23 protein-coding genes are annotated in these 22,341 nt (G+C 59.3%); 11 read left to right on the top strand and 12 right to left on the bottom strand.

The genetic code is table 11. From position 1 onward, the window contains the following. Positions 1-160: 160 nt before the first annotated feature. A complete protein-coding gene (locus RRF56_RS05790) occupies positions 161-436 on the bottom strand; it encodes a hypothetical protein (RefSeq protein WP_317036686.1) in 276 nt (91 codons plus the stop codon). A 190-nt stretch (positions 437-626) separates the two neighbouring features. Here RRF56_RS05790 and RRF56_RS05785 point away from each other — a divergent pair, with 190 nt between their 5' ends. The 3 genes from RRF56_RS05785 (at position 627) to RRF56_RS05775 (ending at position 3,987) form a co-directional block, all read left to right on the top strand. Further along, positions 627-1,364, top strand: a complete 738-nt coding sequence (locus RRF56_RS05785; RefSeq protein WP_317036685.1) for an aspartate/glutamate racemase family protein — start codon at positions 627-629, stop codon at positions 1,362-1,364. 161 nt (positions 1,365-1,525) lie between these two features. After that, a complete protein-coding gene (locus RRF56_RS05780) occupies positions 1,526-2,767 on the top strand; it encodes a DNA double-strand break repair nuclease NurA (protein WP_317036684.1) in 1,242 nt (413 codons plus the stop codon). Positions 2,768-2,943: 176 nt separating this feature from the next. Then, a complete protein-coding gene (locus RRF56_RS05775) occupies positions 2,944-3,987 on the top strand; it encodes a WD40 repeat domain-containing protein (protein WP_317036683.1) in 1,044 nt (347 codons plus the stop codon). Positions 3,988-4,030: 43 nt separating this feature from the next. Here RRF56_RS05775 and RRF56_RS05770 read toward each other — a convergent pair whose 3' ends face one another. Beyond that, positions 4,031-4,774 (bottom strand): succinate dehydrogenase/fumarate reductase iron-sulfur subunit, encoded by a 744-nt coding sequence (locus RRF56_RS05770; RefSeq protein WP_317036682.1) that lies wholly within the window; start codon positions 4,772-4,774, stop codon positions 4,031-4,033. 214 nt (positions 4,775-4,988) lie between these two features. Here RRF56_RS05770 and RRF56_RS05765 point away from each other — a divergent pair, with 214 nt between their 5' ends. The 3 genes from RRF56_RS05765 to RRF56_RS05755 all read left to right on the top strand — a co-directional run bounded on the left by RRF56_RS05765 (position 4,989) and on the right by RRF56_RS05755 (position 7,888). Beyond that, positions 4,989-5,375 (top strand): translation initiation factor, encoded by a 387-nt coding sequence (locus RRF56_RS05765; RefSeq protein WP_317036681.1) that lies wholly within the window; start codon positions 4,989-4,991, stop codon positions 5,373-5,375. Between the two features lie 14 nt (positions 5,376-5,389). Beyond that, positions 5,390-7,453: a glycoside hydrolase family 10 protein gene (locus RRF56_RS05760; protein ID WP_317036680.1), complete on the top strand. Its 2,064-nt coding sequence runs from the start codon at positions 5,390-5,392 to the stop codon at positions 7,451-7,453. A gap of 150 nt (positions 7,454-7,603) precedes the next feature. Next, positions 7,604-7,888 carry a DUF3493 domain-containing protein gene (locus RRF56_RS05755; protein WP_410510573.1) on the top strand — a complete coding sequence of 95 codons (285 nt, stop codon included), beginning with the start codon at positions 7,604-7,606 and terminating at the stop codon, positions 7,886-7,888. Positions 7,889-7,903: 15 nt separating this feature from the next. Here the strand turns inward: RRF56_RS05755 and RRF56_RS05750 are convergent, their stop codons facing one another. Beyond that, complete coding sequence (locus tag RRF56_RS05750) at positions 7,904-8,587, bottom strand: response regulator transcription factor (RefSeq protein ID WP_317036678.1); 684 nt, start codon at positions 8,585-8,587, stop codon at positions 7,904-7,906. A 284-nt stretch (positions 8,588-8,871) separates the two neighbouring features. Here RRF56_RS05750 and RRF56_RS05745 point away from each other — a divergent pair, with 284 nt between their 5' ends. Beyond that, entirely contained in the window at positions 8,872-9,249 is a 378-nt protein-coding gene (locus tag RRF56_RS05745; protein WP_317036677.1) for a hypothetical protein, read from the top strand. Positions 9,250-9,300: 51 nt separating this feature from the next. Continuing rightward, complete coding sequence (locus tag RRF56_RS05740) at positions 9,301-10,293, top strand: ligase-associated DNA damage response exonuclease (RefSeq protein ID WP_317036676.1); 993 nt, start codon at positions 9,301-9,303, stop codon at positions 10,291-10,293. A gap of 44 nt (positions 10,294-10,337) precedes the next feature. On the opposite strand, the gene RRF56_RS05735 is transcribed toward RRF56_RS05740, so the two are convergent. Beyond that, complete coding sequence (locus RRF56_RS05735) at positions 10,338-10,976, bottom strand: hypothetical protein (RefSeq protein ID WP_317036675.1); 639 nt, start codon at positions 10,974-10,976, stop codon at positions 10,338-10,340. A 370-nt stretch (positions 10,977-11,346) separates the two neighbouring features. Between RRF56_RS05735 and RRF56_RS05730 the strand changes: the two genes are divergently transcribed. Next, entirely contained in the window at positions 11,347-11,730 is a 384-nt protein-coding gene (locus tag RRF56_RS05730; RefSeq protein ID WP_317036674.1) for a pentapeptide repeat-containing protein, read from the top strand. Between the two features lie 81 nt (positions 11,731-11,811). On the opposite strand, the gene RRF56_RS05725 is transcribed toward RRF56_RS05730, so the two are convergent. From RRF56_RS05725 to RRF56_RS05700, 6 genes are all read right to left on the bottom strand, one after another. After that, positions 11,812-11,955 carry a chlorophyll a/b-binding protein gene (locus RRF56_RS05725; RefSeq protein WP_317036673.1) on the bottom strand — a complete coding sequence of 48 codons (144 nt, stop codon included), beginning with the start codon at positions 11,953-11,955 and terminating at the stop codon, positions 11,812-11,814. A gap of 105 nt (positions 11,956-12,060) precedes the next feature. Next, complete coding sequence (locus tag RRF56_RS05720; protein ID WP_317036672.1) at positions 12,061-13,020, bottom strand: DMT family transporter; 960 nt, start codon at positions 13,018-13,020, stop codon at positions 12,061-12,063. 373 nt (positions 13,021-13,393) lie between these two features. Continuing rightward, positions 13,394-15,013: a diguanylate cyclase gene (locus RRF56_RS05715; RefSeq protein WP_317036671.1), complete on the bottom strand. Its 1,620-nt coding sequence runs from the start codon at positions 15,011-15,013 to the stop codon at positions 13,394-13,396. A gap of 339 nt (positions 15,014-15,352) precedes the next feature. Then, positions 15,353-15,895: a cupredoxin domain-containing protein gene (locus tag RRF56_RS05710; RefSeq protein WP_317036670.1), complete on the bottom strand. Its 543-nt coding sequence runs from the start codon at positions 15,893-15,895 to the stop codon at positions 15,353-15,355. 271 nt (positions 15,896-16,166) lie between these two features. Next, complete coding sequence (locus RRF56_RS05705) at positions 16,167-18,416, bottom strand: heavy metal translocating P-type ATPase (RefSeq protein ID WP_317036669.1); 2,250 nt, start codon at positions 18,414-18,416, stop codon at positions 16,167-16,169. 35 nt (positions 18,417-18,451) lie between these two features. Beyond that, on the bottom strand, positions 18,452-18,646 hold the full coding sequence (locus RRF56_RS05700) for a heavy-metal-associated domain-containing protein (RefSeq protein WP_317036668.1): 195 nt from the start codon (positions 18,644-18,646) through the stop codon (positions 18,452-18,454). 161 nt (positions 18,647-18,807) lie between these two features. On the opposite strand from RRF56_RS05700, the gene RRF56_RS05695 reads away from it, so the two are divergent. Next, complete coding sequence (locus RRF56_RS05695) at positions 18,808-19,347, top strand: hypothetical protein (RefSeq protein ID WP_317036667.1); 540 nt, start codon at positions 18,808-18,810, stop codon at positions 19,345-19,347. Between the two features lie 88 nt (positions 19,348-19,435). Here RRF56_RS05695 and RRF56_RS05690 read toward each other — a convergent pair whose 3' ends face one another. Further along, entirely contained in the window at positions 19,436-20,311 is an 876-nt protein-coding gene (locus tag RRF56_RS05690) for a hypothetical protein (protein WP_317036666.1), read from the bottom strand. 83 nt (positions 20,312-20,394) lie between these two features. After that, entirely contained in the window at positions 20,395-21,060 is a 666-nt protein-coding gene (locus RRF56_RS05685) for a phosphoribosyltransferase (RefSeq protein ID WP_317036665.1), read from the bottom strand. Positions 21,061-21,856: 796 nt separating this feature from the next. On the opposite strand from RRF56_RS05685, the gene RRF56_RS05680 reads away from it, so the two are divergent. Further along, entirely contained in the window at positions 21,857-22,294 is a 438-nt protein-coding gene (locus tag RRF56_RS05680; protein WP_317036664.1) for a hypothetical protein, read from the top strand. Positions 22,295-22,341: the final 47 nt, after the last annotated feature.

Here is a 22,341-nt window from a genome sequence, read left to right as displayed (position 1 = left end):
ATCATGCAAACTAGGCATCGCCGTAAGTAAGCCGTTACACAGAATTTTAAAAGCCGCAGTTCTTTCAAGAACTGCGGCTTTGGAGTTACTGAGACAGGGATTGCTAGCCTATTGCTGGTGCATCGCTAACCCTCCGTAAACGATGGGTCAGCGTCGAGAATTAGCGCTGAGCATAGAGATGGTCGAGCCAGGTGCGCAGGGCTTGATCAGAGGCACCGCGAATGGTTTGCCCGGTGATCGGGTCAATGGCATGCCACTGGGGTTGCCCTTCAGGGTCAGAGGTGGCCCAGGCGTAGGGTTCGTTCGAAGCCCCTAGGCGACCGGCCACGGTGCGGTACAAGGTTTTAATGACTTCGCCCAGCGCTTGTAGAGTGTAGTCTGACCCGTTTGAGACATAGAAGCGAGGGTAGACTTGAGCGGTGTAGGTGGGCTTCATCGGTAAACTCCTGTTGTGGCTACACTGTCAGCCTAATTCTTCTGTATCTAAAACTACAAAGCATGATTTTCATGTAGCCATGAGCAGCTTCGATAGATAAGGCTGACTTACGGGGGTTGTCAGTTTGACAGAGTTGCGCCGTCGAGGATGCTAAGAAGGCAGCTTTAGCACCTAGAGGCACTGGATACCGATGAAAATTAGCGTGATCAACCCAAACACCACGGCGACCATGACCGAGAAGATTGGTGTGGCCGCTCGCCAGGTGGCCGCACCCACTACCGAAATTTTGGCCTGCAACCCGACCATGGGGCCGGTTTCGATTGAGGGGCACTACGATGAAGCCCTGAGTGTAATTGGCGTGCTCGATGAGATCCGGCGGGGGGAAGCGGCTGGCATGGATGGCTATGTGATTGCCTGTTTTGGCGATCCGGGGCTGGGGGCGGCCCGAGAGCTAGCTCGGGGACCGGTGATTGGCATTGCCGAGGCGGCGATGCATGTGGCTAGTCTGGTAGCCCCCCGGTTCTCGATTGTTACCACCCTGGGGCGCACCAAGGGCATTGCCCAGCACCTAGTCACGAGCTACGGTATGACCGCCCACTGCGCCGGCATTCGCGCTGCCGAGGTGGCGGTGCTGGCCCTAGAAGAGTCGGGCAGCACTGCCTACGACCAGATCTTGCAGGAGTGCCGCCTGGCTCTAGTTGAGGACGAAGCCGAGGCCATTGTGCTCGGCTGTGGTGGCATGGCGGACCTGGCCGCTGAGTTAGCCGCCAATTTGGGGGTGCCCGTGATTGAAGGGGTGACTGCCGGGGTAAAGCTGGTGGAGGCCGTGGTCGCGCTGGGGTTGGGCACCAGCAAGGTGCGCGACTACGCCTACCCGATCGCTAAGCCCTGTCTGGGTCTGCTAGACAAGTTTGCCCTGCCGTCTTAGCGCTGAGGTCTCTCTGCCGGCTTGGGTCTCATGCTGAATCCTATCGGGCTACGCCCCTACGGGGGGCCTGATTATGAACCGGGGTTTACCTCGGATGTGGTACCACCCCGGTTTCATCGCTGGATTTTGCTTTAGTATGGGTGTACCAAAGGAGTGCTGCCATGCTTGACCTGATGAAGCTGGCCCGGCAGATGCAGGGCATTAGCCAGCACCTGAGTCTGGAGGCGGCTGCCGCTCAGGATCGAGTGGTGGCGGCCCGAGGGCTGCTGACGATCGCATCCACTCGCCAAGCCGACCTAGTCTCTCAGGCAGAAACCTGGGGCGATCGCGCCCCTTTTACCGCCGCCCAGCCGACCGAACCCCTCACCACCCGCATTGCCGTCGCTGTCGCCCCCGAAGCCCACACGGTGATCGCCACCGATGGGTCGCAGATCTCCCCCAGCCACCACGAGATTGCCTACTGCTATTTGATCAACACCGGTCGAGTGGTGCTGCACTACGGCCAGGGCCGATTTCCATTGCTCGATAGCCTGCCTGAGGTGGTGTACCGGGCCGAAGACCTCTACCAGTCACGGCAGTGGGGCATCAGCACCGAAGAGTGGATGGGCCACCGCCGCACCGTCGCCGAAGCGGTGGTGCTGGCGGAGCTGGGAGAAGCGGTACAGTCAAGTTTGGGGGAAGACAGTTCCCTGGCTGATCGGGTGCCGGTGCTGGCCCTGGTGGATGGGTCGCTGATCTACTGGTTTCTGGAGGCGCTGCCGGGGGAAGCCCGCGATCGCATTCTGCCCCCCATCCTCGACGCCTGGGATCGGCTGCGACGGCAAAACATTCCCTTGGTGGGCTACCTCAGCGCCAGCCGCAGCGGTGAAGCAATGAACTTTTTGCGGTTTGCCGCCTGCCCGTTTCTGCAACCTGATTGCCAGACCCACTGTAGTGGCGACGGGGACAGCGACGGGGCCAACAGCGGCGGTAGCCGGGTCGACCGCGCCCCCTGCGGTCGGTTTTTGCCCCTGCGGGACGCCACCTTTTGGGCCACTGAGCTAGCCCCAGGCGAGCGCAGCCCCTTCTGGCGCAGCACCGCTAGCATTCTTGACCTCTACGGCAACCACCGGGTGTATTTTTGCTACCTCAACGTTGGCCCCGAGGTGGCGCGGGTGGAAGTGCCCCAGTGGGTGATGGCCGACGCCGCCCTGTGCGAGGTCGCCCTGAGCATGGTGCTGACCCAAGTGCAAAAAGGCTACGGCTATCCGGTGACGCTGGCCGAGGCCCACAACCAGGCGGTGGTCAAAGGGGGCGATCGCAGCCGGTTTTTTGCCTTACTAGAGCAAGAAATGATTCGGGCTGGGCTCAAGAATGTAGGCACCTCCTATAAAGAGGCCCGTAAACGGGGCAGCATTGCCTGAGATGGGCAGGGCAAGATTACATAAATTATCAAGGTATAGTCAACTTACCTATAACCTGGTAACCTGGCCGCCCCTCACATTTCGGAATAGGATGCTGGCAGGGTGTAGTGCACGGTGGATTGATCAGACTAGCCTCAGTTTGTCCAATTGACCGTGACCAACGACCGATAGTAGCCATGTCGATCCGTACCCTTACCATGCCCCCCGAATCTTTACCCCAGGGCGATCCGGCCGATGAGTCTTCTGCCTTTGAACTGGTGGATATGGCCACCGCCTCAACTCGGACTGCTGCTGCTAAACCCGCTGCCGACGCCAGTGCTCTATTCCGCCCGGCCCGGTGGGCCTGTGCCGCTGTGCTCACGGGCCACAGCAGCTGGGTGCGATCGGTGGCTGTCAGCGCCTGCGGCAACTTTATCATCAGCGGCAGTGGTGACAAAACCGTGCGGGTCTGGAATCTCTCGACGGGCCATACCATGCAGATTATCGAGGGGCATCGGGCCTGGGTACGGGCGGTAGCTGTCAGCCCCGATCGCACTTGCTGTGCCAGCGTCAGCAATGACAGCACCATTCAGCTGTGGGATTTCGCCACTGGTCGTGTCTTGGGGCAGCTCGGCGGCCACAGTAGCTGGGTGCGGGCGGTGGCCTTTAGCCCCAGCGGCAAGTACTTGTTTAGCGGTGGTCAAGACTACACCATCTGCGTCTGGCGGTTGAGTGATCAAACCCTGATTCATCAGTTTAATGGCCATACTCACTGGGTCCGTGCGATCGCGGTCAGCTATGACGGCACCACTTTGATCAGTGGTAGCCAAGACAAGACCATTCGGCTCTATCGCCTCAAGGGCCGGGGCAGCAATCATGTGCTGAGCGGTCACACTGGCGAGGTCTTGGCGGTAGATGCCAGCCCCAACAACTGGCTATTAGCCAGCTCTAGCGCCGACTGCACCGTGCGGTTTTGGAAGCTCAATAGCGGTCGCGAGACTACCTGCTTTAAAGCCCACTCGGCTCCGGTCAATGCCATCAAATTTAGCCCCGACGGCAAACTGCTGGCCACTGCTAGTAACGACAGCACCATTCGTCTGTGGGATATGGAGCAGGGTCGCCTGATCAACATTCTGCAGGGCCACGAAGGCTGGGTGTGGGGAGTCGATTTTGCCCCGGACGGGAAAACGCTGGTCAGTGCGGGCTGGGATGGCACCATTCGGATCTGGCGGGAGCAGTAGCGATCGCCCTTGCCTCAGCGGCCTGACCCGGCTGGCGTAAATGCTATAGCCCGGTCATCGCCCGCAGATATTCGCGGCGCATGGTGGCGATCGCATCGATCGAGATGCCCTTGGGGCACACCGCCTGACATTCGCCGTGGTTTGAGCAGTCGCCAAAGCCCTCCGCTGCCATTTGATCGCCCATAGCCAAGACCCGCCGCTGGCGTTCGGGGTGGCCCTGGGGCAGCAGGGCCAGGTGGGCTACTTTGGCTGCCGTAAACAGGCTGGCCGAAGCGTTGGGGCAGGCCGCTACGCAGGCCCCGCAGCCAATGCAGGCGGCATAGTCAAAGGCGGCATCGGCGTTGACCTTGGCGATGGGGATGGCGTTGGCCTCGGGGGCAGAGCCAGTTTTGACCGAAATATAGCCCCCGGCCATAATGATGCGATCGAACGCCGCTCGATCAACCACCAGATCTTTGATCACCGGAAACCCTTTGGCTCGCCAGGGCTCGATCGTAATTTCGTCGCCATCTTTGAAGTGGCGCAGGTAGAGCTGGCAGGTAGCGGTCTGGGGCAGCCCGCCGTGGGCCTTGCCGTTGATCATCACCCCGCAGGTGCCGCAGATACCCTCGCGACAGTCGTGGTCAAACTCTACCGGCTCAGCCCCCGCGTGAATCAGCTGCTCATTGAGCACATCCAGCAGCTCTAGAAACGACATATCGGGATGAGCATCGGCTACGGTATGGTTTTCAAACTGGCCGGGAGCATGGGCGTGGGCCTGTCGCCAGACCTTAAGGTGAAGTTGCATAGGGGTGGGTAGACGGGGGTGTATTTAGTGTAGCGAGTCCGGGGGGGGACACGGTGTCGGGTGTTGGGTGTCGGGTTTAAGCGTATGGATGGGAACTGCCGCCAACCTCGAAACTCGAAACTCGAACCTACCCCCCCCACCACACCTCAACCCGCCCCCCCGATCCTCGCCCCCATCCCAAATGCTATAAATGCAGGCAGTCTACTGAATGGCTATGGCTAAGGGTAAATCGAGTTCTAAGGGTAATGCTGGGGGTGGCGATGCTGGGGGAGCCTCCCAGAAGGGAGAACGCCACGTCTACCGTGAGTTTGGCTCTGCGGCTGACCCGATGGCACGGGGGGTGCCTGATCGCCCGCCGAATCAGCAAACTGTGCGGGTACAGGTGAGCCGTAAGGGGCGGGGTGGCAAAACCGTGACGGTGATCACGGGCTTTCAGCATACGCCCGCCTCGCTGACGGCCCTGGCTAAGCAGCTCAAGGCCCAGTGTGGTACAGGGGGCACGGCCAAAGACAATGTGATTGAAATTCAGGGCGACCATGCCCAAAAACTAGTCGAACTTCTGGTGGCCAAGGGCTACCAGGCTAAACGGAGCGGAGGTTGAGGCGGATGAAGGGAATGGCTAAACGGTTTCTGGGTAGATGGCCGGGTAAAGGGTGGCTGCGATCGCTGGTGTGTTTTGCCACGGCGCTGCTGCTGGCGCTGGCTGGGCCGGGAGTGCTGCCGCTGCTGGCGTTGACTCCCCCGGCCTTGGCCCCTGCCGCTCCCAAGCAGTTTCCGGCCCGTGAGCAGGAGGGGCCTGTTCTGCCGCTACCGGTCATTCCTACCGATATTCAAACCCATTGGGCCAAAGATTGCATTACTGCCCTGGCCCAGGCGCGAATGGTTACCCCCGATCGCAACGGGCTGTTTTACCCCAATGACCCCATTCTCTGGGGTGACTATGTGGCGTTGCTCAACCAAATTAGTCCTCCGGCCCAGCCGGGGAACTGGGCCAATCCGCTAGAGCGGGCGCTGGGCATCGCCACGGCCCCGTCGGTGGCGGCCCACTACCCCGACCAGTACTTTCAGCGCGATCGCCCCCTGGTGCGGGCCGAGGGCATTATGGCCCTGGCCACTAAGCTGGGCGGCACCTATCAAATTGCGGCTAACACCCTGATTAACGCCAGTTTAGAAGATGGTCGTCGGGTGCCTGAGTACGCCCGCGAGGGGGTAGCCGCTGCCCTGGCCCTGGGCGTGGTGGTCAACTATCCCCAGGCCAACCGCATTTACCCAACCCAGCGGCTGACGCGGGGAGAAGCGGCGGCGCTGGTGTGCCGGGCGGCCCCCAATCCAGCGTTGCGACGGTGGATCGATCCGGCCTGGGTGGCCGAGGCCCAGACCCCTGCCGTGGCATCGCCTCTCCGCGAAACTCGTGGCGTTTGGCTGACCAACATCGATAGCCAGGTGCTGTTTTCGACGGAGGCGCTGCAAACGGCGGTGAACCGTTTGGCCGACCTCAATTTCAACACCCTCTACCCCGTCGTGTGGAACTACGGTCACACCCTCTACCCCAGCGCCACCGCCAAGCGCGAACTGGGGGTGAGCCAGCACTTAATGGGCGACCTGCGTGCCCCTGGGCCAGCTTCCGAGAGCGATCGCGACATGATGCAGGAGGCAATCGAGTTTGGCCACGCCCGAGGCATGGCGGTGGTGCCCTGGTTTGAGTTTGGCTTTATGGCCCCAGCCAACTATGAGCTTTACCGTCGCCACCCCGACTGGTTTACCCAAAAACAGCTAGAACCTTTGACTCCCAGTCGATCTAGCCAACCAAAAGTCGGCCCCCAGCTAGCCGCTGCCCCCGATCTGACAAAAGCCAGCGATCTGGCGCGGGAAAAACACCGAGCCGAGCAGTGGGTCGCCCAGGCCGATCTGGAGTTTCCCCCTGGCGATTTCCCTGAGGATGTGCCGGTAACCGACCCCGGTATCTGGATGGAGGGCAACGTGATTCCGCGCCGCTGGATGAACCCCTTTCACCCCCAGGTACAGAAGTTTCAGCTGGAGCTGATCAACGATCTAGTCAGCAACTACGAGGTGGATGGCTTTCAGTTTGACGACCACCTGGGTCTGCCGGTGGACTTTGGCTACGATCCCTACACCATCAACCTCTATCGGGCCGAGCACGGTGGGCGTGCTCCCTCGAACAACCCCCAAGACCCTGAGTGGATGGCCTGGCGGGCCAACAAAATCTCTGACTTTCTCGATGAAGTCTATAAGCTGGTGAAGGCGCGGCGACCCAACGCAGTGGTGTCGATTTCGCCCAACCCCTACCCCTTTGCCTACACCAACTACCTGCAAGACTGGCCTACCTGGGTGAACCGAGGCCTGGTTGACGAGCTGATAGTGCAGGTCTATCGCAGTGACCAAAACCGCTTTATGTGGGAGATGAACAAGCCATCGATTCAGGCGGCGCGGCGCAGAATTCCGGTTAGCATCGGCATTCTCAGCGGGCTGCGGGCGGCTCCGGTGCGGATGGACTTCATTGCGGATCAGATGGCGGCGGTGCGCGATCGCGCCTACGCTGGCATGTCGTTCTTCTTCTACGAATCGCTGTGGATTGCACCACCGCCTGAGACCGCCAGCCAGCGGGTAGAAAAGCTTCAGCAGACCTTTGCCAGCCGGGCGGGCAGGCCTAGTCGTTAAGGTACGGTGGCTAAGCATCCCATGCTTCTGCTGGTTGGAGTCGTGGCGGGTCGCTGGGGGCTGGGCTGGTTCTCTGGCGTTGGCGGGCACCCTCGCTCGGGTAACAGCCTGTAGGATGACAGTATGTCGTCCTTGAATGCCTGCCCGCCCATGCCTCCCGACTATAGCCACCCCGACCAGCTGCCCGACCAGCCGCCGCCGGGCATGAACCCCGAAAAATATGCTCGCCTTAGGGCTGAGGCCAAAGCCCCCTACAAGGGGCTGCGCAAGTTTGTCTATGGGGCCGTGGGGGCCTCGGGGGCGATCGGTGCGTTTGTTTTTTTCACCCAGCTGCTGGCCGGGCGCGATGTCAGCGGGGCCTTACCTAACCTGGGTGTGCAGCTAGCGGTGATCGCCGTGGTGATTCTGTTATTTCGGCTAGAGAAAAAAGACTAAACCGCGACCCCCAGACTAGCCACACAGCTCTGGCACGCTGAGGCGATAGCCCATGCCGTAGACGGTTTCAATCCAGGTGTCGATGCCCAGGGTTTCGAGCCGCAACCGCAGCCGCCGCACCAGCTTGGAGAGGGCGTTGCTCTCGGGTTCGGTGCCTAGCGCCCAGAGCGCCTGCTCTAGCTGAGTGTGGGTCAGCACCTGGTGGGGATGGCGCAGCAGATAGTCTAAAAGCTGAAACTCCCGTTTTGAGAGCTTGACCCGTTTACCCGATCGCTCGAGCTCCAGGCTGCTGACGTAGAGGCTGACATCGGCCAGGGTAACCACATCGCCCTGCCACTGGGGCAGGCGTCGGCCCAAGGCCCGCACTCGGGCCAGCAGTTCGAGCAGGCTAACGGGCTTGACCAGGTAGTCGTCGGCCCCAGAGTCTAGCCCCGTCACCCGGTCTTTGAGGCTGCCCCGCGCCGTCAAGATTAAGACCGGTGCTTTGCCGCCGCTTTGGCGATATTGCCGGCACAGATCTAAGCCGCTCATCCCCGGCAGCATCCAGTCGAGAATCAACAGGTCGTAGGTGTGAGCGACCAGCATTTCGGCGGCGATGGTGCCATCCTCCGCCGGATCGACAATGTGATGCTCGCGCTCTAAGGCGGTTTGCATGGGTTCTAGCTGGTCGGGGTTATCTTCGGCCAGTAAAATTCTCATCGCCCCTGGTGCTCCGGCTAAGTCACCTCTAGTTTACTAAAGTGAAGTAGGCGGAAGTAATCCCCATTGCCCATGCCCTCGTCACCTCTCTTGCTTATCGCTATAGCCAATCCGGTTAGGGCAGAGCCGTCATTCCTGCGGAGGCGGGAATCCACTAGCCCGCCATATCCTTGAATGGATTCCCGTGGAAACGGGAATGACAGCCAGGGATTGTTGTAAGCAAAACGTCCTAATGGTGTCAGCTATAGCGATACCTCTCGCTGGCATTCCCCTCGGCATAGTTTATGCTCAAACGTCTGATTGCTCGTTCTGGCCTAGAGTTTTGGCTGCCCCTGGGGTTGCTGGGAGTAGCCTTGTGGCTGGCGGGTCTGGGCTGGTCGCAGCACTACTTGGCGGTGTCTGGTCGCCCCATTCAGCCGCTGGTGCTGGCTCCCAATGCCGCCGTTCGAGAGACAGGCATTTTGAGCATTAATGCGACGATCAACCGCGATCGCCCCTTTACCCGAGTTGAGGTCACGGTGGTGCAGCCGGTGCCTCGCACCCTCGACTTCTACTTGCCCTTACAGACCCCCTCTACCATTGAGGCCGAGATGGCGCGGCGGCTCAAGGTATCTGAGGCAAGTATTCGCCAGTTGATTCACTATGAAAATATTCGTCCCTAGTGTTTGTTTGTCCCTAGGGTTGGTTCGTCCCTAAGCTTTACTTGCGCCCCCATGCCATTAATTACCGTGCGCCCCGAGGGGCTCTACTGCGAAACCGGTGACTTTTTTATTGACCCCTGGCGAGGGGTGTCAACGGCGTTGATTACCCACGCCCATAGCGACCATGCCCGGGCTGGCTCTACCCAGTACATTGCCACTGGCCAGTCAGAGGGCATTTTGCGCCGCCGGCTGGGCGAAGACATTCGGCTTCAGGGGGTAGAGTATGGCGATCGCCTCAAGCTGGGCGACACCTGGGTATCGTTTCACCCGGCGGGGCATGTGCTGGGGTCGGCCCAAATTCGGGTAGAACACCGGGATGAGGTTTGGGTGGTATCGGGCGACTACAAGCGCTGTGCCGATCCCTCCTGCACCCCCTTCGAGGTGGTGCCCTGCGACACGTTTATTACCGAGGCTACCTTCGGGCTGCCGATCTATCGATGGGAGAGCGGTGCGACCACTACCCGCCGCATCTACGACTGGTGGCAGAGTGATTTAGAGCGCCCCTCAATTTTGTTTTGCTATGCCTTTGGCAAGGCCCAGCGAGTGCTGAGTGAGCTGGCGAAAATTACCGATCAGACGGTCTACGTGCACGGTGCCATTCATGCCCTAACCGAGATCTACCGGGAGCAAGGGGTCAAAATGGTGCCGACGATCTGCACCTCAGAGATGCCTCGCACCCACAGCTACCAGGGCGACCTGGTGCTGGCCCCGCCCTCGGGCCACCGCTCTAGCTGGATGAAACGCTTTAAGCACCCTCAGACCGCCTTTGCCTCGGGATGGATGGCGGTGCGGGGAGCGCGGCGGCGGCGGGGCTACGAGCGGGGTTTTGTGCTCTCTGACCATGCCGACTGGCCCGGCTTGATTCAAACTGTGCAAGATACGGGCGCTAAGACGGTCTACGTCACCCACGGCCAATCTGACGTGGTGTCGCGCTATCTGCAAGAATCATTGAACCTAGCGGCCATGCCCCTAGACACATTGTTTGAAGGAGAGGGAGATATCTAATGGACGCAACCCCCTGGCTAGACGGGCTGATGGGCGGGCTAGCCCTACTGATTTTGCTGGGGGGGCTGTGGATGCTCTTGAGCGGTGTGGGCGACATGGACCGCTGAGCTAGTGGTGTTGGGGGTCGCCCCAGGGCCGAGGGCGGCGGTGGCGTAAGCCAAGAGTTTGCTGCCGCCGTAGACTAGGGTGATGGCAAACAGGCCCCCCGCCACCCAGCCTTGGGCGCGTTGGGCAATCCATAGCACCGCCAGCGCTAGGGCGATCGCATCTAAGATCAGCACCTCAAGGCGCGATCGCCAGCCCGCCGCTTGAATGGGTTGGCGACTGGCCGGCTCTAGGCGAATGGTCGCCGCCAGGTTAAATCCCAGCACACTGACCAAAATCAACCCCAGCCCCCAGCCCAGATGGCCTAGGGCCGCCACTGAGAAACCGGCCACCTGACCGGCGATGGTTAGCATCACCACGCGCCTAAAATGGTTCAGTCGGGCATCGGGCGATCGCAGCCCCACCCCATCGACATTGCGCAGGTCAACCCTGGCCATATGGGCTTGCTCTAGGCTCATCAACATCAGCGATAGGGCTAGCAGACGGTAGGGCCACGGGTTAGGCTGCACGGTCTGGTAGAGCAGCCCCACCGTAGCCGGAACAAACAAAGCTGCCGCTAAAGCCGGAGAAAAGGTCATAAACAACTCAATCGGGGCTGGAATAGCTCAACCCGACGGACTAAGCATACCGCCAGAGCCCGCCTTTCGGCCCACGCCGCTGGGCCAATTCTCGGTGCGGCGGGGCGGGGCAACTACAGCGATCGCCATGGCGCTCAGGGCATCAACCCTTGCATAGTTAAAAACTGGGACAGCGCCACGGCATATAGCGATCGCGTCAAGCCTCTAATCCTGCAATGCGCCTTGGCTCCCCCTGGTGAGGATGGGCAAACACCGTTTGCCCCTACCAGAACTAACTGCTGGTTAGCCCAGTTCGCTTAAAAGATGATTACAACTGTGGTGTACCTCAGCAGCTACCCCCTAAGCTGAAGAGGTCAAGTTAGTCTTTGCCATGACTCAGCCCGCCACCGATATAGCCACCGCTACCGATCTGTTACGTGCCTACGCCAATGGGCAGCGCGACTTTGCCAACGTTATTTTGTCAGAGGTTGACCTGGCCGGAGCCGACCTCAAAGGGGCCGACCTCAGCTATACCGACCTCAGCGGTAGCGATCTGAGTAGCGCTAACTTGCGAGGAGCCGATCTGAGCTATGCCAACCTGGCCGAAGCCAACCTTGCTAGCGCCGATCTGCGAGGGGCTATGCTGATTGGCACTAATCTGATGACCGCTAACTTGGGCGGTACCCTGCTAGCCGCCGCTGACTACGATCCTCAGGAGACCCATTTTCCCCAGGGGTTTGACCCGGTGGCCCAAGGGCTGAAGAGCGATCGCTAGCGACCAGCCTAAACCAGATATATAACAAAGCCGGGGTGTGCGACTGCACACCCCGGCTCAGAAAGATTTACACCAAATGGCCTACATCAGACCGATCTGAGCCAAAATGCCCTGGCCGGTCACCAGCTCGGTCGCGACCCCAATCACGAAGCCCAGCATTGCCAGACGACCATTCCAGGTTTCGGCAAAGTTAACAAACCCAAACTTGCTTTCGGTGCTTTCCATAATCGTCAATCTCCGAATGTGTAAAAGCTTTAATCGTTCAAGCTTATGTTACAAATCTTAACACAGCTTCTGGCCTATGTTAGTGCTTGATATAACAATTTGGCTTTAAGTGGTGGAGGCATTGCTGTTCTGCCTGTGCTCTTGGCCCAGGGTGACAATGCTGGCAATCACCAACACAATGCCCAGCGTCTGCCGGATCTGAAGGCTTTCTTGCAAAACGACCCAGGCGATCGCGACGGTCAAGACCGGATTGCTGACCGCCACAATCGACATGGAGGCGGCCCGCACCAGGTGAATGCCAATGTTGTAGCAAAGCTGACCGAGCAAGGTTAGGCCCGCTGTGATTAGGCTCAGCCACCACAGTGCACCCCATTGGTCGGCGGGCACCTCAATTTGAATCACCCCCAGGCTCAGGGTCGACAGGATCGCCATGACGCCAAAGTTGATGAGGGTAAAGGGCACGGGATGAATATGGCGAAAGCAAATTTGAGCTTGAATGCCCTGCACGGCATAGGCAACGCTGGCCCCCAGGGCAGCGCCTACTCCCAGCCCCAGGGAACTGCCTGGGGCATCAACAAAACTAGGCACCACCAAAACACTGCCCAGCAGCACGCCGAGGGTCACCCCCATCCGCAGACGGCTAGGCCGATGGCCAAAGACCTTCCAGGCCAGCAGTCCAGTGATGATCGGGTGCATAAAAAATAGCACAGTGGCCACCCCAGCCGGAATGCTAGCGATCGCAATAAACAATAGAGCCAGGGCCAGATACAAAAAGCTGCTGCTGCTGATCGCCAGCCCCAGAGTAGACCGCTGCTGGGGCTGCAATAACTGCCGCAGGGCCTGGGTGGTAGCAGGATACAGCCGGTAGGAGAGCACCGCTATCGCCGGTAAAATCAGCAGCGTTCTCATGTGCAAGACTAACAGGGAGTTAGAGAGGGTCGGTGGAATTAACCCACCCCAGCTGATTTGCCCCAGAATGGTGCTTTCAGAAAAAATGACCCGCAAAACCACATTTTGCAGAGCCAGGCACAGCGACCCCAAAACCACGATCAAAAATCCCTGCACAGTCTGCTCCTAGATGCGTCGCCACCCCAGACTATACCGGCTGCAAACCAAGGCGCAGGGGCCTAAACATCACCAAATCATGACCGCTCGTGGGGCAGCCGAGGAGACTTCTGAAAAAGAGCTTCCCTAATGGTGGGCAGTGCCCAACTTACAGCGGCTACAGTCGCTGGATTGAAGCTGGTATCTTTTTCCCTGAAAATCTTATACCGAATCCGAATTCCATACCCCAGTTCCCAACGGGCCAACCCGTAGGGGCAAACGGTTGTTTGCCCTCAACCAATCGGGGGTAGCCATGCCGGATTTCGTATTAGTTGTTGTAAGCCGTGGCGTGCAGCAGCTAGAGGAGTATGTGCCGATCGCCGACTTCGGTGGTTTACTCCCAGCAGACTACCCGGTTGCGGCCCTCTTGTTTCGCCCGGTAGAGGGCCTGGTCGGCGGCAGAAATTAGGGTTTGAAGCGACGTGTCGCGGCTGGGAATTTGGCAGGCTACACCCAAGCTGATCGTGACATAAACCGTCTCAGTGGCCGTTTTGAAATTCACAATGTTGAGGTCGCGAATGCGGCTACGAATGGTTTCGGCCAGGGTAATTGCCCCGGCGAGGTCGGTGTGGGGCAAAATCACCGCAAATTCTTCACCGCCGTAGCGGGCGACGATATCGGGCGGGCGATTGACCACTTGCTGACTGGCTTGAGCAACCTCGATTAAGCAGCGATCGCCAGCGGGGTGACCGTGGCAGTCGTTGAACTGCTTGAAGTGATCGACATCAAACATAATCAGCGACAGGGGCGCTCGGCTGCGACCCAAACGCTTCCATTCGCGCTGAAGGGCCGCATCAAAATGGCGACGGTTGGCAATCTGGGTAAGCTCATCGCGGTGGCTGAGGTCGTTGAGGCGCTGGTTGGCCTGCTCTAGGGCCTGGTTGGCTTCGGCTAGGCGCTGGGCCTGGCTCTGCACCTGGGCCAAGAGATCAGCCTGCTGCACCGCGATCGCCAGTTGGTCGGCCACCTGTTCTAGCAACTCGGCTTCGCCGGGCTCCCACTGGCGGTAGTCGGCACAGGTTTGCACAATCAAGAACCCCCAGAAATGGCTGCTCTGTTCGGGCTGGGGTTGCAGAATCGGAACAATGATCGCTGACTTAGCCGCCATCGGCTTGATCCAAGGATTGAGGCACAAATCCTCTAACTCGGTGCTCAGATCGGGGATGGCCCAGGCAGAACCCTGGCCATAGCGATCGCGGCAGAGGTGCCGTAGCCTATCCGCCTGCCACTGTTGAATGGCAGAGGGTACAGGGCAGGTGGGCTGGGTCGTAACCTGAATAATTTCTCCCGTGTGGTCGGAGGTGAACTGAAAAATGAAGGTGCGATCGACCTGTAGGTAGCGCTGTACTTCCTCAGTGGCGGTGGCTAGAATGCTCTGTAGATCTAAGGTTTGCCGAATGCGCTGGGTGATTTGCCAAAGGGTTTGCTCTCGCTCGGCTTTGCGTTGAAGGGCCAGTTCTGCCGCTTTGCGATCGCTGAGGTCTTGAATCAAGGCAAAATATCCCTGCACCCCCCCCTCAGTGCTGTGGTCGGGTACCAGGGTGCCCTGCACGTAACGGCTGCCCCCAACCTTGTAGGGCATGACGCTTTCATAGACTACCCGCTCCCCCGCCAGGGCGCGATCGACATGGGCTTTGAGCAGTTGATAGGCGGCTGGCCCAATCACTGACTCTAAGGGGTGACCATAGATGTCTTCGGGGTTGACGCCAAACCAGGCTTGATAGGTGCTATTGGCATACTGATAACAGCGATTTTTGTCTATGTAGGACACACAGACCGGCAGCGAATCCATCAGCTGCTGCAGCAGGTACAGTTGGGCATAAACCTGAATCTGCTTGTTAACGGTAGCCTCATGCCGCCAGGCGGTGGAGGGTAGATTTTTCTCTACAGATTCTGGCGTAATTTCGTTCCAAAATCGGGGAGTATTGTGTTTATCTCGTGGCACCTTGGCCATGGAGAAAGCCTTCGAAATTGGATGAATGGGTTAATATACCAGCAAAACCGAGTTTTTGGGGAGAAGCCGTCGTTGCATCAAGGGGCCAACTAAAGCTGATCCAGACGATAACTCGATCTAACTCTAAATAGATGTATTACCTGCCAAAAACCCAATCCAATCTATCCTTGCAAACAAACCCCAAAATCATATCCGTCCTAAGGATTAGAAGAGAGCAGAGCTGGGTGACTCCCAGTTGTGTAACCCTCACCCTAAACTCCTCTACCTGAAGGCTCTCGTGTATACACAACTGTGTCCCGGCAAAATTGCCCTCGTTCCTCAGCCATCCAACTCTGTAGATTAGGGTGAGCTGGGATCGCCTCCGTTTGCCACCACTTCTACCGTGCCGCGCACCATATTCATGCCGCAGGCAAACTCGTAGCGGCCCGGCTGCGTTGGCGTAAACTCGATCGCCGTCGTTTGATTTACCGGCAGCCCCTGGGCAATGCGAAAGGCCGGGAAACGCACCTCTGCTAAGCAACTGCTGGGGTCTTTGCGGTAGAAGTTGAGTCGCACCGGCTGCCCTGCCTGCACGACAATATGGTTGGGGTCGTAGCCCCCATCGACAGTCACCGTCACCTCTTGCCGGTCGCCCGTGACGCTGGCCTGGCGCGACTTCGGCTTGCTCAGTAAAAACCACCACAGCTCAAGGCCGATGAGGCCTAAGCCCGCCCCGGTCACCGCCACTTTCAGCCCCAAGGGTTGATCAACCCGCTGAAACTGCCCCGTTCGCTCCATCGTGGGATCATTTCCCATGCTGTGATTGAGCTGGGCTGGGGTGGCGGTAGCGGTAGCGAGGGCCAGGCCAAGGCTGGCGAGCGTCGTCAGGTAGAGGGTGGTCATTGGGGTGCTCCTTGAGGAGGGAGGGTGAGAGGGTAGATGGGTGGATGAGTGGATGGGTGGGGAGGGAAGGGGTGAAGGGGTGAAGGAGTGAAGGGGTGAAGGAGAGAGGGGGTGAAGGAGAGAGGGGGTGAAGGAGGGAAGGGGTGAAGGAGGGAAGGGGTGAAGGAGGGAAGGGATGAGTAGATGAGAGGGCGAGAATCCACCTGCCCACCTGCCCACCTGCCCACCTACCCGCCTACCCGCCTACCCTCCCACCCATCTACCCTCCCACCTACCCCAACCTGGGGCGAAAGTTCCGCAGCCGCAGCGCGTTGGTCACTACTGACACCGAGCTAAAGGCCATGGCTGCTCCGGCGATGATCGGGTTGAGCAGCCAGCCAAAGACGGGGTAGAGAATGCCGGCGGCGATCGGGATGCCCGCGACGTTGTAGATGAAGGCAAAGAATAGGTTTTGGCGAATGTTGGCCATGGTGGCGCGGGAGAGCTGGATGGCGGTGACAATGCCGTGCAGGTCGCCGGAGATTAGGGTGATGTCGCTGGCGGCGATCGCCACATCGGTGCCTGTACCAATCGCCATGCCCACATCGGCCTGGGCCAGGGCTGGGGCATCGTTGATGCCGTCGCCCACCATGGCCACGACCTTGCCTTCCCGCTGGAGGCTTTCAACCTGGGCGGCTTTTTGATCGGGGCGCACTTCGGCAAAGATGCGGGTGATGCCGACTTCGCGGGCTATCGCTTCGGCGGTGCGGCGGTTGTCGCCGGTCAGCATCACCACCTCTAGGCCCATGCGTTGCAGGATGGCAATCGCCTGAATGGAGGAGGGTTTGACCGCGTCGGCGATCGCCAAGAGAGCTTCTACCTGGCTGTCTACCGCCAACCACACCACGGTACGACCTAGCGATTCGAGCTGGTCCCACTGGGTTTGCAGGCGATCGGTGGCGATGCCCAGTTCCTGCATCCAGCGGTGGGTGCCGATCTGCACAGATTGCCCGGCGACGACCCCCTGCACGCCGCTGCCCGCCACGGCTTCAAACTGTTGGGCCTCCTCTAGGCTCACCCCTTGGGCCTGGGCGTAGTTGACCACCGCCTCGGCCAGGGGATGCTCGGAGTTGCGCTCTAGGGTTGCTGCCAGTTTCAGCAGGTGCAGTTCGGTGGCAGTGCCGTTGACCGTCAGGTAGTCGGTCACGGTGGGCTGGCCCTGGGTGATGGTGCCGGTCTTGTCTAGCACAAGGGTTTGAATCTTGTGGGCTAGCTCTAGGCTGTCGGCCCCTTTCACCAAAATGCCGTGCTCGGCTCCCTTGCCTGTGCCGACCATAATCGAGGTTGGTGTTGCCAGGCCTAGGGCACAGGGGCAGGCCAAAATCAGCACCCCAACGGTGGTGATCAGCGCCATGCTGAGGTTGCCCATGACATTGAACCAGACCACAAAGGTGAGAATGGCCACGGCAATTACCGCCGGTACAAACCAGCCGGTCACCCGGTCGGCCAGCTGCTGAATCGGGGCCTTTGACCCCTGGGCCTGCTGCACCAGCTTGACGATCTGAGCTAAAAACGTGTCTTTGCCGACGCGGGTGGTCCGAAATTTGAAGCTGCCGGTCTTGTTCAGGGTTGCGCCGATCACCTCATCGCCCACCGTCTTCTGCACAGGGACGCTTTCGCCGGTCACCATGGCCTCATCAAGAGTAGATGCGCCGTCGATGATCTCGCCATCCACCGGAATTTTTTCGCCGGGGCGCACCAAAATCACGTCGCCCACCACCACCTCGGCGATGGGCAAGTCAAACGCCTGGCCATCGCGAATCACCCGTGCCGTTTTGGCCTGTAACCCCATGAGCTGGCGAATGGCCTCGGAGGTCTGGCCCTTGGCCCGGTTTTCGAGCAGGTTGCCCAGCAAAATTAGGGCGATGATGATGGCAGAAATCTCAAAGTACACATCGGGGCTGAGCCCCTGGGCGAGGAACCACTGGGGATACAGCGTTGGGAACAGGGAGTATAGGTAGGCGGTGCCGGTGCCCACGGCCACCAGTGTGTCCATGGTGGCGGTGCGGCGCTTAAACGACTTCCAGGCGTTGACAAAAAAGTGGCTGCCGGCCCACAGCATTACCGGCAGCGTCACCACCAGCTGAAACCAGGGGTTGTGCAGCCACATTGGAATAAACGGCATGGGGATGCCGGTCATCATCGGCAGACCACCCACCATCAGCACGCCGCCAATGGCCAGGCTGACGATCACCTTGCGGGTGAGTTCGCGGTGTTTGGCGGCGCGATCGCGGCGTTCGGCATCGTCCTCGGCGGCTAGGGGGTCATCGCTGATCGGCTGAGCCCCATAGCCCGCGTCATCCACCGCCGCCTGAATGTGGGTGAGGTTGGTCTGGCGGGGGTCGTAGGTGATGGCGGCCTGCTCCGCGCCAAAGTTGACGCTGCACGTAGCTACACCGGGCACCTCCCGAATCGCTGTTTCGATGTTGCTGGCGCAGGCCGCACAGCTCATGCCCTGCAGTTTAAGGATTTGATGTTTCATCGGTTTCCGCCTCCAAGGGTGAGTGGTCTGTGGGGTTAGGCCACGGTGTAACCGGCGGTGGTAATGGCTTGTTTGATCGCGGTTTCGGAGGCGGCGGTGGTCACATTGACCAGTTTGGTTTTGGGGTCGGCGGCCACCTGGGCGTCGGCGTCAACGGCCTGAATGGCTTTGGTGACGGTTTCGACACAGGCGGAGCAGGCCAGGTTAGGCACCGTTAGTTGAATCGTCATGGGAACCTCTTCGTTTGTGATAGTGAATGGGTAAGTCACTCTATCTTGAAGCCTCTAGTGAACTGTAGAGTCAAGGGGTAGGCCCAATCGATTTTCTGGCTGCCCCAACCCAACAGCCCTAACCCGGATTATTCATGATCGATCAAAAGAGAGGTAATGGCATGATCCACCGCAGACCAAAAAGGTCTTTTCTGCTGTTGTTGGTCGTGGGGTGGGGTAGTGCGATCGCCGCCTGTACCCCCACCCTAGATCGACCGACGACCAACGCTGGGGACACGGTCTCGGCTCCCCCGGAGCGATCGCAACCGTCCCTTCAAGTGGAGGGGTTCACCCTCGACGAACTGTTTGCCCAGGGTAGCGGTGGCTGCGGCATGACCCTCTGGCACCAAGCCGATGGCCAGCAGCCAACGGAATTCTTATTTTTTAACGGGTTACCCGACGCTGCTGGCCACCAGGGTGCCCTGATGAAGCTCGATGGCGAGTTTGTTCGCCTCCGCCGCACCGCCGCAGCGGGGGAAGAGTTTTACGGCCAGCAGCGATCGCAAACCTTTGCCAGCCCAGACAATGCCCTGCAGGTTCAAGTCGAGACCACCCTCGGCGAACCAGGAGAAATTGAGTCGGTCGCGGTGGAGGGTACTCTGCAACTTCAGCACAACGGTACGACGCTAGACCTGCCGGTGCAAGGCGACGCCGGTTGTTAACAATGTGAGCGGTGGGCTAGCCCCTTGAGGTCTAGCCCACCGCCCTGTAGGGGCGAACAGCGGTTCGCCCAGTGGACTTGGGGGTAGCTCAGTTCATCAGCGGCTGGGTCAAGTCGCTCCATGCTTCCACGATCGCCTGGAGGGCAGGCGGGGCATCGTCTAGGGCCAGATCGATGTATTCGGTTTGGAGATAGCCAGCGGAGAGCCGCACAGTGGGGTAGTCGGCAAAGGCGGCGTCGGTAATGTAGCGCATACGATGCAGGTTGGGAAACCGCTGCTGGCTCAGCATTTGCTCAAAATCGGCCACCTGCTCTGGGGAGAGGCGCGTCTCGGCTACTACGGTATCGTTGGTTTGGTGCACCAGTCGCCCGTCGCTAAACAGCACCACCTCGCGCTGCCCGCCCGCCAAACTGCCCGACTCTACCGAGCGAAAAACCACGCCCTCAGGAGTGGGCTCTGGGTCAAGGGTAGGAATCAAATCGACAATCAGGCCGTTGCGACTGCCGCTGGCGGTGGGGTTTTGAACGACATTCTCACCATTTTGCTGGGTGTGGTAGACCCAGCTCTGGTCGCCATCGGTGACAACCACCCGCAGGCCAAAGATCGCGATCATGGTACACATTTGGTCGGGGACGTAGACGCCCATGCAGCCATCCCAGGTGGTGGTTTCGGCGTCGGCAATGCGCAAAGCGGCGGCGGGGCGATTAACCTCGGCAGCCACGGTTTGCAGAATGCGATCGCGCACCGCCGGAGTGAGTACAGCGTCTACCTCCGCCTGGTCTCCGTCGACGGGCAAGGGTTGGGGCTCGGGGCTGGGCGTGACGATATCGCCATTGCCGTCGGCAGCGGGGGGAGGGCTGGGCTGACAGGCCACTGCTAGCTGTGAACCAACCACCAGGCCAAGCACCCATAGACCGGCGATCGCAGGCAGCATTTTAGGTTTAGTAACGGGATAACGGGGCATAGGAGACACCACACTAACGTTGATACCTCTACCCTAAGCAGTCTGGGCAGGCCGACGGCGCTGGTTACAGATTTAGTTACGGGTTAGGCGTGCAGAGGGCGGGGTGATTGGGTCAACAGCTCACACACTTCTGCATCGGTCAGTTGGGCAAAATCGGCGTACCACAGGCTAATGGCATGGAGGTCGTCAGGCAGGGCCAAGCACACCACCTCATCGACCTCCGCCTGAAGCGTGCGGTAGGTCTCAGGTGGGGCCACAGGGACGGCCACAATCAGGCGGGCGGGCTGCTGAGGTTTGAGCACGGCGATCGCAGCTCGCATGGTCAGCCCTGTGGCAATGCCGTCATCAACCAGAATTAGGGTGCGATCGCGCAGGGTCGGCTGAGGCCGCTCGCCCCGGTAGACGCGATCGCGGCGCTGCAATTCTTGCAGCTCGGTGGCAGTCACGGCAGACACCGTAGAGGGCGCAATCTGTAATCGGTTTAAAACCTCGTCATTGAGCACCTGCACGCCGCTCGATGCGATCGCCCCCATGGCCAGTTCCCGGTGGTCGGGCACCCCCAGTTTGCGCACCAGGCAAATATCCCAGGGCAACCCCAAAGCCTGGGCCACCTCATAGGCAATGGGCACACCGCCTCGGGGCAGCCCCAACACCAGCCCGCCAGGGTGGTGGGCGTAGGGTTTGAGCAGTGCCGCTAGCTGCCGTCCAGCATCGGTGCGATTTTGGAATTGAGCGGGGGAGGTGGCCATGGGGGCATTGGGGGTGCAGGGTGGTTGGCAACTAAAACGGCAAACGTCACCGGCACAGAGGGAGTTGAAAGATCGCGCAGGGGCTAACGTTTGTGGCAGTAGTCTGGGGTGATAGTGTGTGGCGATAGACTATGTCCCACTGCACCTGATCATAGATCACTTGCGCCAGACTGGTGCTAATCGGCGGAAGGCTAACAAGGAAGTAGCCAGAGACTAGTTGTCTGCCAAGCTAAAGGTGACAGGTTAGTGGGTTTAAGGCTCATGGCAGAGATTAAATCTTGAACCCTGCACCTGAAACCCTCAACGTTTAAAACCTGTCGCAATCAGCTTGGTCAAGTACTAGTGGCCAGAGAGGATTCCTAAATTCCAGTCCCATAATCCTGACGCTTCCTGCTGTAGCTACCTATGGCCTGGCTGGGGGCATGGGGATAGGCTCCAGCGACCCCTTGCCTAGAGTTCCGTAGAATTACGGTCTTATAACTTAACCACCTAAGTAATTTTCAGCAACTTGAATTTGACTGAACTTCCGAATAAATCCGTTTATCAAACCATCAATTTTTTTCTAAGGTGAGATAAACAAACCTAGTTGAGGCAATGACGTTTACGCATAGTTTTCTGCTAGCTCTACTGCCAGCTTTGCTCAGCCTAGATCTAGACCCTGGGTCCCGCCACCAGCAAACATTTATGCTTGGCTCGGCTGGATTTATCTGACTCAAGACCGTTTTAATGTCACCGCTGAACAGCGACCCCAGCCGTGCCATTACCCCTGGTTAGGGTATTGCAACAGCCCCCTAGGATGACGTCATCACGGGGGGCGATCGCAACGGTTTTAGCCGCATCAATTACCCCGTTGGCACTGTACAACACCATGGATACGCTACTGATTGCAGAAGACCAAATTAGGCCCTTTAAGTTTTGGCACAACCAACAGATCGCCACCGGCATGAGTTTCCGCAATGAGCTATTTGCCCAGCTATTTAGTACTTCGCTCAAAAGTCGACAGCAGTTTTTTCAGCGTCTTGACCAAGAGTATGCGACGACGACGGGGCTGCTGCTGACGGTCTCAAAACAGCAGTACACGGCTTGGGTCAACCTGCGATCGCCGCTGGCCCAAAGCCTCTATGGTGTCCCAGAGCCAGAGCTAGAACTAGAGCCAAAACCAGAACTAGAACTGCTACCCACCGTAAACCGCCAACCCGACCGCTTGCAGCCCCTACACCTGCAAGTCGCCTAGGCCATTTGACTTGTCCTTGCCAATCTTGAGCCCATGCGTTGTTCCCT

The organism is Nodosilinea sp. E11 (genome assembly GCF_032813545.1).
Taxonomy (GTDB): domain Bacteria; phylum Cyanobacteriota; class Cyanobacteriia; order Phormidesmidales; family Phormidesmidaceae; genus Nodosilinea.
The sequence above is the reverse complement of the archived record's forward strand: the minus strand, read 5'-3'. Positions and strand labels throughout refer to the sequence as shown.

What these genes read in the sequence shown, in the direction of transcription:
- RRF56_RS05770 (WP_317036682.1), bottom strand. Translation starts at nt 4,774, where the DNA reads ATGCAACTTCACCTTAAGGTCTGGCGACAGGCCCACGCCCATGCTCCC.
- RRF56_RS05690 (WP_317036666.1), bottom strand. Translation starts at nt 20,311, where the DNA reads ATGCCCCGTTATCCCGTTACTAAACCTAAAATGCTGCCTGCGATCGCC.
- RRF56_RS05680 (WP_317036664.1), top strand. Translation starts at nt 21,857, where the DNA reads ATGACGTCATCACGGGGGGCGATCGCAACGGTTTTAGCCGCATCAATT.
- RRF56_RS05785 (WP_317036685.1), top strand. Translation starts at nt 627, where the DNA reads ATGAAAATTAGCGTGATCAACCCAAACACCACGGCGACCATGACCGAG.
- RRF56_RS05700 (WP_317036668.1), bottom strand. Translation starts at nt 18,646, where the DNA reads ATGACGATTCAACTAACGGTGCCTAACCTGGCCTGCTCCGCCTGTGTC.
- RRF56_RS05725 (WP_317036673.1), bottom strand. Translation starts at nt 11,955, where the DNA reads ATGGAAAGCACCGAAAGCAAGTTTGGGTTTGTTAACTTTGCCGAAACC.
- RRF56_RS05780 (WP_317036684.1), top strand. Translation starts at nt 1,526, where the DNA reads ATGCTTGACCTGATGAAGCTGGCCCGGCAGATGCAGGGCATTAGCCAG.
- RRF56_RS05755 (WP_410510573.1), top strand. Translation starts at nt 7,604, where the DNA reads ATGCCTCCCGACTATAGCCACCCCGACCAGCTGCCCGACCAGCCGCCG.
- RRF56_RS05710 (WP_317036670.1), bottom strand. Translation starts at nt 15,895, where the DNA reads ATGACCACCCTCTACCTGACGACGCTCGCCAGCCTTGGCCTGGCCCTC.
- RRF56_RS05685 (WP_317036665.1), bottom strand. Translation starts at nt 21,060, where the DNA reads ATGGCCACCTCCCCCGCTCAATTCCAAAATCGCACCGATGCTGGACGG.
- RRF56_RS05740 (WP_317036676.1), top strand. Translation starts at nt 9,301, where the DNA reads ATGCCATTAATTACCGTGCGCCCCGAGGGGCTCTACTGCGAAACCGGT.
- RRF56_RS05715 (WP_317036671.1), bottom strand. Translation starts at nt 15,013, where the DNA reads ATGGCCAAGGTGCCACGAGATAAACACAATACTCCCCGATTTTGGAAC.
- RRF56_RS05745 (WP_317036677.1), top strand. Translation starts at nt 8,872, where the DNA reads ATGCTCAAACGTCTGATTGCTCGTTCTGGCCTAGAGTTTTGGCTGCCC.
- RRF56_RS05790 (WP_317036686.1), bottom strand. Translation starts at nt 436, where the DNA reads ATGAAGCCCACCTACACCGCTCAAGTCTACCCTCGCTTCTATGTCTCA.
- RRF56_RS05735 (WP_317036675.1), bottom strand. Translation starts at nt 10,976, where the DNA reads ATGACCTTTTCTCCGGCTTTAGCGGCAGCTTTGTTTGTTCCGGCTACG.
- RRF56_RS05705 (WP_317036669.1), bottom strand. Translation starts at nt 18,416, where the DNA reads ATGAAACATCAAATCCTTAAACTGCAGGGCATGAGCTGTGCGGCCTGC.
- RRF56_RS05730 (WP_317036674.1), top strand. Translation starts at nt 11,347, where the DNA reads ATGACTCAGCCCGCCACCGATATAGCCACCGCTACCGATCTGTTACGT.
- RRF56_RS05750 (WP_317036678.1), bottom strand. Translation starts at nt 8,587, where the DNA reads ATGAGAATTTTACTGGCCGAAGATAACCCCGACCAGCTAGAACCCATG.
- RRF56_RS05765 (WP_317036681.1), top strand. Translation starts at nt 4,989, where the DNA reads ATGGCTAAGGGTAAATCGAGTTCTAAGGGTAATGCTGGGGGTGGCGAT.
- RRF56_RS05760 (WP_317036680.1), top strand. Translation starts at nt 5,390, where the DNA reads ATGGCTAAACGGTTTCTGGGTAGATGGCCGGGTAAAGGGTGGCTGCGA.
- RRF56_RS05695 (WP_317036667.1), top strand. Translation starts at nt 18,808, where the DNA reads ATGATCCACCGCAGACCAAAAAGGTCTTTTCTGCTGTTGTTGGTCGTG.
- RRF56_RS05775 (WP_317036683.1), top strand. Translation starts at nt 2,944, where the DNA reads ATGTCGATCCGTACCCTTACCATGCCCCCCGAATCTTTACCCCAGGGC.